This is a genomic window from Mycobacterium sp. (assembly GCF_049280035.1).
In the GTDB taxonomy this organism is placed as follows: Bacteria; Actinomycetota; Actinomycetes; order Mycobacteriales; family Mycobacteriaceae; genus Mycobacterium.
On sequence record NZ_JBAPPI010000059.1, the window covers coordinates 1 to 12,685 of the forward strand.

14 protein-coding genes and 1 pseudogene are annotated in these 12,685 nt (G+C 65.3%); 8 read left to right on the forward strand and 7 right to left on the reverse strand.

The window, feature by feature from the left end:
- On the reverse strand, window positions 1–609 hold a 609-nt coding region (locus WAN71_RS01970), incomplete at its 3' end, for an SDR family oxidoreductase (protein ID WP_422223732.1).
- A 94-nt stretch (window positions 610–703) separates the two neighbouring features.
- Between WAN71_RS01970 and echA20 the strand changes: the two genes are divergently transcribed.
- Genes echA20 through ipdC form a run of 4 tightly spaced genes read left to right on the forward strand, consistent with a single transcriptional unit; the run spans window position 704 to window position 4,138 of the window.
- A complete protein-coding gene (gene echA20 / locus WAN71_RS01975) occupies window positions 704–1,462 on the forward strand; it encodes a (7aS)-7a-methyl-1,5-dioxo-2,3,5,6,7,7a-hexahydro-1H-indene-carboxyl-CoA hydrolase (RefSeq protein WP_422223719.1) in 759 nt (252 codons plus the stop codon).
- Window positions 1,459–2,343 carry a cholesterol ring-cleaving hydrolase subunit IpdA gene (ipdA, locus tag WAN71_RS01980; protein WP_422223720.1) on the forward strand — a complete coding sequence of 295 codons (885 nt, stop codon included), beginning with the start codon at window positions 1,459–1,461 and terminating at the stop codon, window positions 2,341–2,343. Before echA20 ends, ipdA begins: the two co-directional genes overlap by 4 nt.
- The gene (gene ipdB, locus WAN71_RS01985; protein ID WP_422223721.1) at window positions 2,340–3,083 is read left to right on the forward strand and encodes a cholesterol ring-cleaving hydrolase subunit IpdB; all 744 of its coding nucleotides are present in this window, start codon (window positions 2,340–2,342) and stop codon (window positions 3,081–3,083) included. The genes ipdA and ipdB overlap by 4 nt, the downstream gene beginning before the upstream one ends.
- Window positions 3,080–4,138 (forward strand): (3aS,4S,5R,7aS)-5-hydroxy-7a-methyl-1-oxo-octahydro-1H-indene-4-carboxyl-CoA dehydrogenase, encoded by a 1,059-nt coding sequence (gene ipdC, locus WAN71_RS01990; protein WP_422223722.1) that lies wholly within the window; start codon window positions 3,080–3,082, stop codon window positions 4,136–4,138. The genes ipdB and ipdC overlap by 4 nt, the downstream gene beginning before the upstream one ends.
- A 14-nt stretch (window positions 4,139–4,152) precedes the next feature.
- Here the strand turns inward: ipdC and WAN71_RS01995 are convergent, their stop codons facing one another.
- Complete coding sequence (locus WAN71_RS01995) at window positions 4,153–4,542, reverse strand: VOC family protein (protein WP_422223723.1); 390 nt, start codon at window positions 4,540–4,542, stop codon at window positions 4,153–4,155.
- Window positions 4,539–5,252: a DUF899 domain-containing protein gene (locus WAN71_RS02000; RefSeq protein WP_422223724.1), complete on the reverse strand. Its 714-nt coding sequence runs from the start codon at window positions 5,250–5,252 to the stop codon at window positions 4,539–4,541. Before WAN71_RS02000 ends, WAN71_RS01995 begins: the two co-directional genes overlap by 4 nt.
- Window positions 5,253–5,335: 83 nt before the next feature.
- Between WAN71_RS02000 and WAN71_RS02005 the strand changes: the two genes are divergently transcribed.
- Entirely contained in the window at window positions 5,336–5,935 is a 600-nt protein-coding gene (locus tag WAN71_RS02005; RefSeq protein WP_422223725.1) for a TetR/AcrR family transcriptional regulator, read from the forward strand.
- A gap of 210 nt (window positions 5,936–6,145) precedes the next feature.
- Here WAN71_RS02005 and fadA6 read toward each other — a convergent pair whose 3' ends face one another.
- The 4 genes from fadA6 to ipdE1 are packed head-to-tail and all read right to left on the reverse strand — an operon-like array spanning window position 6,146 to window position 9,854.
- Window positions 6,146–7,294, reverse strand: a complete 1,149-nt coding sequence (gene fadA6 / locus WAN71_RS02010) for a steroid 3-ketoacyl-CoA thiolase FadA6 (RefSeq protein WP_422223726.1) — start codon at window positions 7,292–7,294, stop codon at window positions 6,146–6,148.
- A gap of 54 nt (window positions 7,295–7,348) precedes the next feature.
- Window positions 7,349–7,927 carry a TetR family transcriptional regulator KstR2 gene (gene kstR2 / locus WAN71_RS02015; RefSeq protein ID WP_422223727.1) on the reverse strand — a complete coding sequence of 193 codons (579 nt, stop codon included), beginning with the start codon at window positions 7,925–7,927 and terminating at the stop codon, window positions 7,349–7,351.
- Window positions 7,924–8,712 (reverse strand): (5R,7aS)-5-hydroxy-7a-methyl-1-oxo-2,3,5,6,7,7a-hexahydro-1H-indene-carboxyl-CoA reductase, encoded by a 789-nt coding sequence (gene ipdF, locus WAN71_RS02020; protein ID WP_422223728.1) that lies wholly within the window; start codon window positions 8,710–8,712, stop codon window positions 7,924–7,926. The genes kstR2 and ipdF overlap by 4 nt, the downstream gene beginning before the upstream one ends.
- Entirely contained in the window at window positions 8,709–9,854 is a 1,146-nt protein-coding gene (gene ipdE1 / locus WAN71_RS02025; RefSeq protein ID WP_422223729.1) for an acyl-CoA dehydrogenase IpdE1, read from the reverse strand. The genes ipdF and ipdE1 overlap by 4 nt, the downstream gene beginning before the upstream one ends.
- A gap of 49 nt (window positions 9,855–9,903) precedes the next feature.
- On the opposite strand from ipdE1, the gene fadD3 reads away from it, so the two are divergent.
- The 3 genes and pseudogenes from fadD3 to WAN71_RS02040 form a co-directional block, all read left to right on the forward strand.
- Complete coding sequence (gene fadD3, locus WAN71_RS02030; RefSeq protein ID WP_422223730.1) at window positions 9,904–11,439, forward strand: 3-((3aS,4S,7aS)-7a-methyl-1,5-dioxo-octahydro-1H-inden-4-yl)propanoate--CoA ligase FadD3; 1,536 nt, start codon at window positions 9,904–9,906, stop codon at window positions 11,437–11,439.
- A complete protein-coding gene (locus WAN71_RS02035) occupies window positions 11,439–12,569 on the forward strand; it encodes an acyl-CoA dehydrogenase family protein (RefSeq protein ID WP_422223731.1) in 1,131 nt (376 codons plus the stop codon). Before fadD3 ends, WAN71_RS02035 begins: the two co-directional genes overlap by 1 nt.
- A 6-nt stretch (window positions 12,570–12,575) precedes the next feature.
- Window positions 12,576–12,685: pseudogene (locus tag WAN71_RS02040) on the forward strand (acyl-CoA dehydrogenase); the annotation flags it as partial.

The window sequence follows — 12,685 nt, forward strand, 5'->3', positions numbered from 1 at the left end:
GCCGAGTGGCACGTTGTTGGAGATCGCGGCGATCGACTCGGCGTCGCCGTAGAAGAGCTCCGACTGTTCGGTCTCGACCATGCCGACCACGCAGGCGTTCACCCGCACCTTGGGTCCCCATTCCACCGCCAGCGTCTGCGTCAGGTTCTCCAGGCCCGCCTTGGCCGCACCATATGCTCCGGTGCCCGGGGAGGGTCGCCGGCCGCTGAGACTGCAGATGTTGACGATCGACCCGCCGCGCTCCTGGTTCTGCATCTTGTCGTTGGCGTGCTGGGAAACCGACAGCGCGCCAATCAGGTTGAGCTCGATGATCTTACGGTTGAACTTGGCGCTGGATTCCGCGGTCAGCACGTAGGGCGAGCCGCCGGCGTTGTTGACGACGACATCGAGACGGCCGTGCCGCTCGACAATCGCGTCAATCATCGCCCTGACCGCATCGTCGTCGCGGACATCGCATGAGTGAAACTCATACGGCAGGCCCTCGACCGCGCGCCGGGCACAGGTCACCACGGTGGCGCCCTGACCGGCGAAGACTGAGCTGGTGCCGGCGCCGACCCCCCGAACGCCGCCGGTCACCAGAATGACCCGCCCGGCGAGGCCCAAGCTGATCGCGGGGTCTCCTTCGGCGTGAGTCACTGTGCTAGCTTACCAAGCAAGTGCTTGCTTAGGTAAATCGTCCCCCAGGAAGTGGCCGAGGATCTCGATGACAATCACGTCACGCACCGCCGAACCGGGGATCGTCGCGGTCACCGTCGACTTTCCCCCTGTCAACGCCATCCCCTCGAGCGGCTGGTTCGAACTCGCCGACGCGCTGACCGCAGCCGGCGCCAACCCTGACACGCACGCGGTGATCCTGCGGGCCGAGGGCCGCGGCTTCAATGCCGGAGTGGATATCAAAGAGATGCAGCGCACCGAAGGATTCGCCGCGCTGATCGATGCCAACCGCGGCTGCTTCGCCGCCTTCCGAGCGGTCTACGAGTGCGCGGTGCCGGTGATCGCCGCAGTCAATGGCTTCTGCGTCGGCGGCGGCATCGGTTTGGTGGGCAACGCCGACGTGATCGTGGCCTCCGAGGACGCGACCTTCGGGCTGCCCGAGGTCGAACGCGGCGCGCTGGGTGCGGCCACCCACCTGTCCCGGTTGGTGCCACAGCACATGATGCGGCGACTGTTCTTCACCGCGGCCACCGTGGACGCCGCTACCCTGCACCACTTCGGCTCGGTGCATGAGGTGGTGCCGCGTGAGGAACTCGACGAAGCCGCGCTGCGGGTGGCGCGTGACATCGCTGCCAAGGACACCCGGGTGATCCGCGCGGCCAAGGAGGCGCTGAACCTCATCGACGTCCAGCGCGTCAACTCCAGTTACCGCATGGAGCAAGGCTTTACCTTCGAGCTCAATCTTGCCGGGGTTTCCGACGAGCACCGCGACGCGTTCGCCGGTACAACGAAGGGCAAGAAGCAATGACCGACAAGCGCACCACCCTGGACGACGCGGTCGCCCAGTTGCGCAGCGGCATGACGATTGGCATCGGCGGCTGGGGGTCGCGGCGCAAACCGATGGCGTTCGTGCGGGCCATGCTGCGCACCGACATCAAAGACTTGACTGTGGTCAGCTACGGCGGGCCGGATTTGGGACTGCTGTTCTCGGCGGGCAAGGTACGCCGCGTTTACTACGGGTTCGTCTCGCTGGACTCGCCGCCGTTCTATGACCCGTGGTTCGCCAAGGCGCGCACCAGCGGATCCATCGAGGCCCGGGAGATGGACGAAGGCATGCTGCGCTGCGGGCTGCAGGCAGCGGCACAGCGGCTACCGTTCCTGCCGATCCGCGCCGGGCTGGGCAGCTCGGTCCCGGACTTCTGGGAGGGCGAATTGCAAACGGTAGCCAGTCCTTACCCGGCGCCGGACGGCGGACAGGAAACGCTGATCGCGATGCCGGCGCTGCGCCTAGACGCGGCCTTTGTGCACCTCAATCTCGGTGACGCCCAAGGCAATGCCGCATACACCGGCATCGATCCCTACTTTGACGATCTGTTCTTGATGGCCGCCGACAAGCGCTACTTGTCAGTGGAGCGCGTCGTACCGACCGAGGAACTGGTCAAAGCGGTGCCACCGCAAGCCCTGCTGGTGAATCGGATGATGGTCGACGCCGTGGTGGAAGCGCCCGGCGGTGCACATTTCACAACGGCAGCACCGGATTACGGCCGAGACGAGAAGTTCCAGCGCCACTATGCCGAGGCGGCTTCAACGGACGAGGGTTGGCAGAAATTCGTGCAGACCTATCTTTCAGGCGGCGAAGTCGAATACCAGGCGGCCGTGCGCGCCTTCGCAGAGGAGGCGTCCAAGTGAGCACACGAGCCGAAGTCTGTGCGGTGGCCTGCGCCGAGTTGTTCAGAGACGCGGGCGAAATCATGGTCAGCCCGATGACCAACATGGCCTCGGTCGGCGCGCGGCTGGCACGATTGACCTTCTCCCCCGACATCCTGCTGACCGACGGTGAGGCGCAACTGCTGGCAGACACTCCTGCGCTGGGCGCCGCGGGAACCGTCGAGGGCTGGATGCCGTTCGGCCGGGTGTTCGAGACGCTGGCCTGGGGACGGCGGCATGTGGTGATGGGCGCCAATCAGGTTGACCGCTATGGCAATCAGAACCTGTCGGCGTTCGGTCCGCTGCAGCACCCGACCCGACAGATGTTCGGTGTTCGGGGTGCTCCTGGTAACGCCATCAACCACGCGACGAGCTATTGGGTCGGCAACCATTCCAAGCGCGTGTTCTGCGACACGGTCGATGTGGTCTGCGGTATCGGCTGGGACAAGGTCGACAAAGACAACCCAGCGTTCCGGTTCACTAACACGTACCGGGTGGTGTCCAATCTCGGGGTGTTCGACTTCGGCGGCCCGGACCATAGGATGCGGGCGCTGAGCTTGCACCCGGGTGTTTCGCCAGATGACGTCCGGGAGAACACCTCGTTCGAAGTGCACGGTCTCGATGAGGCAAACGAGACGAGGCTGCCCACCGACGACGAACTCCGCCTGATTCGCGAGGCCGTCGACCCTAAAGCATTGCGCGACCGAGAGATACGTTCATGAGATTGCGCACGCCACTCACCGAGCTAGTCGGTATCGAGCATCCGGTGGTGCAAACCGGAATGGGGTGGGTGGCCGGCGCCAGGCTGGTATCGGCGACCGCCAACGCAGGCGGGCTGGGCATCTTGGCCTCGGCCACCATGACTCTCAACGAACTGGCCACCGCGATCGGGAAGGTCAAGGCCGCCACCGACAAGCCGTTTGGTGTCAACATCCGCGCCGATGCCGGCGACGCGGCCGACCGGGTGGATCTGATGATCCGCGAAGGCGTCAAGGTCGCGTCATTCGCGTTGGCACCCAAGCAGGAGTTGATCGGCAAGCTGAAAGATGCCGGCGCGGTGGTGATTCCGTCGGTCGGTCTGGCAAAGCATGCCCGCAAGGTGGCCTCCTGGGGCGCCGACGCGGTCATCGTGCAGGGTGGCGAGGGTGGTGGCCACACCGGCCCGATCGCCACGACGTTGCTGCTGCCATCGGTGCTTGATGCGGTGAGCATCCCGGTCATCGCGGCTGGCGGGTTCTTCGACGGTCGCGGGCTGGCGGCAGCGTTGTCCTATGGTGCCGCCGGGGTTGCCATGGGCACCCGGTTTCTACTCACCTCGGATTCGACGGTGCCCGACGCGGTCAAGCAACGCTATCTGCAGGCCGGGCTGGACGGGACCGTCGTCACCACCCGCGTCGACGGCATGCCACACCGCGTATTGCGCACCGGGTTGGTTGAAAGACTTGAAAGCGGCTCGCGGGCACGGGGATTCACCGCGGCTGTGCGCAATGCCGCGAAGTTCAAGAAGATGTCGCAGATGACCTGGGCGTCGATGGTCCGCGACGGCGTGGCGATGCGTCACGGCAAGGAACTCACCTGGTCGCAAGTGGTGATGGCGGCCAATACCCCGATGCTGCTCAAAGCCGGCCTGGTCGAGGGTAATACCGACGCCGGCGTGCTGGCGTCCGGTCAGGTGGCCGGCATCGTCGAGGACCTGCCGTCGTGCGCGGAGCTGATCCAGACGATCGTCGCCGAGGCCGTCAAACACCTACAGGCCGCGACGGCCCTCGTGCAGTGACGGGTCGCCTGTAATCAGGACTCCACGACCATCAGTGTGTGCCCGGTCGGGTCGCGGAACCAGAACATCGGTGGAACCGGCTCGCCCATTCGCGACACCTGCGCATCGACGTCGACGCCGAGTTCCTTCATCGCCGCGTGGGTGGCGTCAATGTCGCTGGTGGTCAATGTGACACCGGTGTTGGTCGGCTGCACCGGCCCGCTGTCCGGCGGGGGCGGAGCAAGCGCGATGCCGGTCGCGCCCGCGGGTGGGTAAACCTCGATCCACCGGTAGCCGCCACCGAACGGCTGGTCGGTTCGCTTCTCGAACCCGAGCGACTCGTAGAACGCGACCGCCTTGTCCTGCTCGGCTGTCGGCACGCACACCAGGCTAATCGTCGTCAGGCCGGTCGTCGTGGTGGTCATCTTGCCCCTCCTGGTTGGTTGGTTACTGCATCAGCGCCGTAGGCCCGGGCGATGTCCTCGGAGCCGGCCCAGCGGCTATACGTCGGCGACTGAGGCCAGCCGTCCGGCGAATCCTGCCACTCTTCCTGGCGGCCGTATGGTAGTAGATCGATCAACGCGAACGAGTGACTCAGTTGTTCGGTCCCACGGCCATTGGTATGCCAGGTCCGGTAAACCTGATCCCCGTCGCGCAGAAAGACATTGACCGCGAACCCGCCGCCCGATGGAGCGCCGACGTCAGCACCGAACGAGCTGTTGGCGGTTGAGTACCAGGTCATCTGGTTTCCTACCCGTCGCTTGTACGCGAGCGCTTCGTCAATGGGTCCCTGCGTGACGATGACAAACCGGGCATCGTAGTTGTCCAAAAACTCCAGCCTGGTGAACTGTGAAGTGAAGCCGGTACACCCGGGACACTGCCACTCTTCACCGGGAAACCACATGTGGCTGTACACGATCAGCTGCGACTTACCGTCGAATATGTCGGCTAACCGCACCGGTCCATTCTCGCCTTCCAGAAGGTAATCCGGCATTGCGACCATCGGCAGCCGCCGTCGCTGCGCGGCGATCGCGTCGAGCTGGCGGGTGGCCGCCTTCTCCAGGACGCGAAGTGCATCCAGTTCGCGCTGCCAGGCCTCTTGGTCCACGACGGGTGGCAATCCTGCGGTTTTCACCGAAATCCTCCGTTACGATGTTCACGGCGTCAACATTGGGTAATGTTCACACCGTACACTTCGACCCCGAGGAGGGTCAAGGGTTGACTGAGGCAAAGAGCGGTTACCACCACGGCGATCTGCGCGCGGCATTGATCGACGCCGGCCTTCAACTCACCCGGGTGGGTGGGCCGGAAGCGCTGACCATCCGGGAAGCGACTCGGCGAGTTGGGGTTTCGCCTAATGCCGCCTACCGTCACTTCGCCGACCGCGAGGCATTGCTACATGCCGTTGCGACCGCGATCCAGCATCGGATGACGGCGAGGATGCGGACCTCGGCGCGCCGGCGTGGCTCAAGTGAGCTGCTGCGGGCCGTCGGCGTCGGCTACATCAAGTTCGCGCTCGACGAGCCGGGGTGGTTCGCGGTCGCATTTTTCGGAGCCAGCCAATCCGACGAAACTGCGAGTGCCCCACCCTATCTGGCGTTGGTGGAGGCGCTCGACGCCATGGTGGATGCGGGGGCGCTGTCACCGGACCGACGCGACGGCGCCGAGTGGCCCTGCTGGTCGGCGGTGCACGGGTTCGCCGAACTGGCCCTGCGCGGACCGCTGCGCAGCGTAAGCCGGCGACAGGTCGATTGGCTAGCTCAGCGCACGGTCGACGACATCATCGCCGGCCTGTCTCGCGGCGAAAAGCGCGCCTGACGCCACACCAGCCCCTTACGCACCATCAGCTGGTCATGGACATCGTCTTGGAAACGAACCCATATGCGATATCAGCCGGACTGATATCACATATGGGTTGAAAACCGCAGACGGTACCAGCCCTTCAGCCAGGGACTGAAGGGTCTAGTGAGACATGTGTGCCGACCTAGCCGCTGTTGAGATTCCACGCCTCACGCTCGGGCGCGAGGATTACAGCCGTTCGATAATCGTGACGTTGGCAGTGCCGCCGCCTTCGCACATCGTCTGCAGGCCGTAGCGGCCACCGGTGCGCTCCAGCTCGTTGAGCATGGTGGTGAAAAGCTTTGCGCCGGTGGCGCCCAATGGATGACCGAGTGCGATCGCGCCGCCGTTGGGGTTGACCTTCTCGGGGTCGGCCTTGATCTCCTTGAGCCAGGCCAACACGACCGACGCGAACGCCTCGTTGATCTCGACCGTGTCGATGTCGTCGATGGACAGCCCGGTCTTCTCCAGTGCATAGCGGGTGGCCGGGATAGGCCCGGTCAGCATGAATACCGGGTCGGCGCCGCGGGCGCTGATGTGATGGATGCGAGCCCGCGGTGTGAGCTTGTGGTCCTTGACCGCCTGCTCGGACGCGAGCAGCACCGCACTGGCGCCGTCAGAGATCTGGCTGGCCACCGCCGCGGTCAACCGGCCACCCTCCGACAGCGTCTTGAGCGCGGCCATCTTCTCCAGCGACGTCTCCCGCGGCCCTTCGTCGATCCGGAAACCGTCCACGGCAATGATTTCGTTGTCGAAGTGTCCGCCCCGGATCGCGGCCAGCGCCCGCTCGTGACTGGTCAGCGCGAACTGCTCCATCTCCTCGCGGGACAGGTTCCACCGTTCGGCGATCAACTCCGCGCCGCGGAACTGCGAGATCTCCTGATCGCCGTAGCGGTGCAGCCAATTCTTCGACTCGTTAGTCGGCGAGGTGAACCCGAGCTCCTTGCCGACCACCATCGCCGACGCGATCGGGATCTGGCTCATGTTCTGCATGCCGCCGGCCAGGATCAGATCGGCGGTGTTGGCCATGATCGCTTGCGCGCCAAAGGAAATCGCCTGTTGGCTAGAACCGCATTGCCGGTCGACGGTTACCACGGGCACCTCTTCGGGATAGCCCGCGGCGAGCCAAGCGTTGCGACCGATGTTGCCGGCCTGCCCGCCGATCGCGTCGACGCATCCGACCACCACATCGTCAACGGCCGCCGGGTCGACGTCGATCCGCTCGAACAGCCCGTGAAATGCGGCCACCCCCAGGTCGATCGGATGCACACCGGCCAGCGATCCGTTGCGCTTACCAACGGCGGTACGCACCGCATCCACAACGTATGCCTCTGTCATATGCGTCGCTCCTCCTCATCACTTCGTTCTGCATCGTCGCCGACGCGTGTCATTTCAGACTCCTTCTTTGGTGATTCCGCCTAGGACGATAGCGAGATACTGCCGACCCACCTGCTCGGCGGTAAGCGGTCCGCCGGGCTGATACCAGCGCACCGACACCCAGGTGGTGTCGCGAATGAAGCGGTAAACCAGGTCGACGTCGAGATCCGGTCGGAAATAACCTTCTTCGATGCCCTGGTGCAGCACGTCGACCCACATCTTGCGCTGCTGCTTGTTCATGTCCTCGATGTAGGAGAACCGCGGCTGGGCCAACAGCCGCTTGGCCTCATCCTGATAGATGACGACCTGGGCGTGCCGGTGCTCGATCGCGTCGAACGACGCCAGGAACAGCCCCTTGAGCCGCTCCAGCGGATTTGGCTGGCTGTCGATGATCTCCTGGTACCGGTCGAACAGCCAGTCCAAGAAGCTGTGCAGCAGCTCATCGACCATCTCTTCTTTGGACGCGAAGTGGTGATACAGGCTGCCCGACAAAATGCCGGCACCGTCGGCGATGTCGCGGACCGTGGTCGCGCGCAGGCCGCGTTCGGCGAACATCGTCGCCGCCAGTGCCAACAGCTCGTCGCGCCGGTTCATGGGTGTTGACTCGATACCGAAATCACTTCTCCAGTCAGGTAACTGGAGTAGTCGCTGGCTAGAAATGCGATCGTCGCCGCTACTTCCCACGGCTGGGCCGCACGTCCGAACGCCTCCCCGGCCGACAGCCGGTCGAGTAGATCTGCCGAGGTGGTCTTGTCCAAGAACTTGTGCCGGGCGATGCTCGGCGATACCGCGTTGATCCGCACTCCGTATTCCACGGCCTCGATGGCGCTGCACCGGGTCAATGCCATCACCCCGGCTTTGGCTGCCGCATAGTGCGATTGCGAGTGCTGGGCACGCCAGCCAAGCACGCTGGCGTTGTTGACGATCACCCCGCCGTGGTCGGCGTCGCGAAAGTAGCGCAACGCGGCCCGGGTAGCGCGAAAGACCGACGTTAGCGTGACGTCGAGCACGCGGTCCCATTCCTCGTCGGTCATATCGGCCACCGGAGTTTGGCCGCCCAGCCCGGCGTTGTTGACCAGCACGTCGATTCGGCCCATCCGCGCGTGGGCCGACGCGATCAGCGCGTCGACTTGTGCCGAGGACGTCACATCGCAGAGCACGTGCTCGACGCGGCCCAAACCCAGCGCCGACAGTTCCTGGGCCGTCTCGCCAAGGCGTTGCTCGTGGTGGTCGGAGACGACGACGTCAGCGCCTTCGGCCAGTGCCCGCCGAGCAGTGGCCGACCCGATGCCGGTGCCGGCTGCCGCCGTGACGATCACGACCTTGCCGGTCAGAAGTCCGTGTCCGGCAACCTCTTTCGGCGCGACCGCTAACGTCATCTAGCCTCCCGGGGTAAGCCGAGCACCCGCTCGGCGATGATGTTTCGCTGAATCTCGTTCGAGCCGCCGTAGATGGTGTCCGCGCGGGTGAACAGATAAAGCCGTTGCCACTCGTCGAAATCCCCGCTGTCTAACACCAGGCCCGCTTTACCCTGCACGTCCATCGCGATCTCACCGAGCTCACGATGCCAATTGGCCCACAACAGCTTTGAGACGTTGTCTTGTCCGGGCTGCTCGACGTCCATGGTCGCCAGCGCATATGAGCGCATCGCCCGCAGGCCGGCCCACGAGCGGGTCAGCCGTTCGCGGATCAGCGGATCGTCGGCGGCGCCGGTGCGTTTGGCGAGTTCCACCACGCCATTGAGCTCACGCGCGTAGATGATCTGTTGACCCAGTGTGGAAACACCGCGCTCGAAGGTCAGCGTTCCCATCGCGACCCGCCAGCCGTCACCGGGTGCGCCGACCACCAGGTCGGCATCGGTGCGGGCGTCATCAAAGAACACCTCGTTGAATTCCGAGTCACCCGTCAGCTGCACGATCGGGCGGATCTGCACCCCGGGCTGGTCCAGCGGCACCAGCAGATACGACAACCCGGCATGGCGCTTCGAGCCTTTCTCGGTGCGTGCCACCACAAAACACCATTGCGCCCAGTGCGCCAGCGACGTCCACACCTTCTGCCCGTTGATCACCCACTCGTCGTCGTCGCGCACCGCGGTGGTGGACACGTTGGCGAGATCGCTGCCGGCACCCGGCTCGGAGTACCCCTGACACCACAGCTCGGTGACGTCGAGGATTCGGGGCAGAAACCGGTGCTGCTGCTCGGGCGTGCCGAAGGCGATCAGCGTCGGCCCAAGCAGTTCCTCACCGAAGTGGTTGACCTTCGCCGGCGCGTTGGCAATCGCGTACTCCTCATAAAACGCGACCCGATGCGCGACGGACAGGCCCCGGCCGCCGTGCTCGACCGGCCAGCCCAAACAAGTCAGGCCCGCTTCCGCAAGATGCCGGTTCCAGGCCCGCCGCTCTTCGAAAGCCTCGTTCTCGCGACCCGGCCCACCGAGTCCCTTGAGCGCGGCGAATTCACCGACCAGGTTCTCGGCCATCCAGTCGCGTACCTCAGCCCGGAACTCCTCGACGCCCTGCACCCCTGTAGGCTAACCTACCAAGCACTTGCTTTGTTAGGAGCATGCATCGATGCCAAGCGATCCGCAGACCATTCCTGCGGTTTTGGACCGCATCGCGCGTGAGCTTCCCGACCACAATGCGCTGGTCACCCAGGATCGCATCCTCACCTTCGCCGAGCTGCGCGACGAGGTGCGCCGGGCCGCCGCGGCGATGATTCAGCTCGGCGTGCACCCGGGCGAGCGGGTGGCAATCTGGTCGCCAAACACCTGGCACTGGGTGGTTGCCTGCCTGGCCGCCCACTACGCCGGCGCCACCGTGGTACCCCTCAACACCCGCTACACCGCGGCCGAAGCCACCGATATCCTGGTTCGCACCGGCGCGCCACTGCTGGTGGCGATGGGAGAGTTCCTCGGCACGGACAAGACCGCCGATCTCGACCGGGCTGCGCTGCCCGATCTTCGTCACATCGTGCGGGTGCCCGTAGATGCCAACGACGGAACGTGGGACGAGTTCATCGCGGCTGGCTCCGACCTCGCGGCGGCCGACGCTCGCGCCACGGCGGTCCGCCCCGACGACGTCTCCGACGTCCTGTTCACCTCTGGCACCACCGGCCGCAGCAAAGGCGTGCTCTGCGCGCACCGGCAATCGCTGTCCGGTTCGGCGGCGTGGGCCGCCTGCGGCAAGATCACCAGCGACGACCGCTACCTGTGCATCAACCCGTTCTTCCACAACTTCGGCTACAAGGCCGGGATCCTGGCCTGCCTGCAGACCGGCGCCACGCTGATCCCGCAGCTGACCTTCGATCCCGAGCAGGCGATGCGCGCGGTCGCCGAGCACCGGATCACGGTGCTGCCCGGACCGCCGACCATCTACCAGACGCTGCTCGATCATCCCGCCCGCGGCGGCTACGACCTGACCTCGCTGCGCTTCGCGGTCACCGGCGCGGCCACGGTGCCGGTCGTGCTGATCGAACGGATGCAGGCCGAACTCGACATCGACATCGTGTTGACCGCCTACGGCCTGACCGAGTGCAACGGGTTTGGCACCATGTGCCGCGCCGACGACGACGCCGTCACGGTGGCCACCACGTGCGGACGGCCGATCGCCGATTTCGAGCTGCGGATCAACGGAGCCCAAGGCGGGGAAACAGGAGAGGTGCTGCTGCGCGGGCCCAACGTGATGCTCGGTTACCTCGACGACCCGCAAGCCACCACGGACACCGTCGACGCCGACGGCTGGCTGCACACCGGCGATATCGGAAAGCTGGATGCCGCGGGCAATCTCCAGATCACCGACCGGCTCAAGGACATGTACATCTGCGGCGGTTTCAACGTCTACCCGGCCGAAGTGGAGCAGGTGCTCGCCCGCCTGGACGGTGTGCTGGACTGCGCGGTGATCGGCGTGCCCGACGAGCGGCTCGGTGAGGTCGGCCGGGCATTCCTGGTGACGCGACCCGGATCCGGGCTCGACGAGCAAACGGTGATCGCGTACAGCCGTGAGTACTTAGCGAACTTCAAAGCCCCCCGTTCGGTGAGGTTTGTCGACACGCTGCCGCGTAACGCCGGCGGCAAGGTAGTCAAACCGCTACTGCGAGAGATGCCGTGATGGACCTGGATTTCGACGACGACACCCTGACATTGCAGCGGGAGGTGCGTGAGTTTCTCGCTGCGCACCGGGAATCGTTCCCGACGCTGTCCTATGACACCGCCGAGGGTTTCGAACAACACCGGCGTTGGGACAAGGTGCTTTTCGATGCCGGTCTGTCGGTCATCACCTGGCCACGCAAGTACGGTGGCCGCGACGCGACCCTGCTGCAGTGGGTGGTCTTCGAAGAGGAGTACTTCCGGGCCGGTGCCCCCGGCCGGGCCAGCGCCAACGGCACCTCGATGCTGGCGCCGACGTTGTTCGCACACGGCACCGAGGAGCAGCTGGATCGCATTCTGCCCAAGATGGCCAGTGGCGAGGAGATCTGGGCGCAAGCCTGGTCGGAACCCGAGTCCGGCAGCGACCTCGCCTCGCTGCGCTCGACGGCAACCCGCACCGACGGCGGCTGGCTACTCAACGGCCAAAAGATCTGGAGCTCGCGAGCCCCGTTCGGCGACAGAGCTTTCGGATTGTTCCGCTCTGACCCCGAAGCGGAGCGCCACCGCGGGCTGACGTATTTCATGTTCGACCTCAAAGCGGACGGGATCACCGTGCGGCCGATCGCCCAGCTGGGCGGCGACACCGGGTTCGGCGAGATCTTCCTCGACGACGTGTTCGTGCCCGACGCCGACGTGATCGGCGAAGCGCACGACGGATGGCGGGCCGCGATGAGCACGTCGAGCAACGAACGCGGCATGTCGCTGCGCAGCCCGGCGCGCTTCCTTGCCGCTGCCGAGCGCCTGACAGAACTGTGGAAGGCAAACGGCGACAGCGCTTTCGGTGATCAGGTCGCCGATGCGTGGATCAAGGCGCAGGCCTACCGGCTGCACACCTTCGGTACTGTGACCCGGCTGGCCAACGGTGGCGAGCTGGGCGCCGAGTCCTCGGTGACCAAGGTGTTCTGGTCCGACCTGGACGTCGCGGTGCACCAGACCGCGCTGGACATCCGCGGTGCCGATGCCGAGCTGGCCGGCTCGTGGACCGATGGGTTGCTGTTTGCGCTCGGCGGCCCGATTTACGCCGGCACCAACGAGATTCAGCGCAATATCATCGCCGAGCGGCTGTTGGGGCTGCCCCGGGAAAAAAGGTGAGATGCTGTGTTTTTTGACGTTGACGCGCAACAGCGCGATTTCGCGGCCAGTATCGACGCGGCGCTCGCGGCGGCCGATGTGCCGAGCGCAGTGCGCGCCTGGGCCGGCGGTGACAC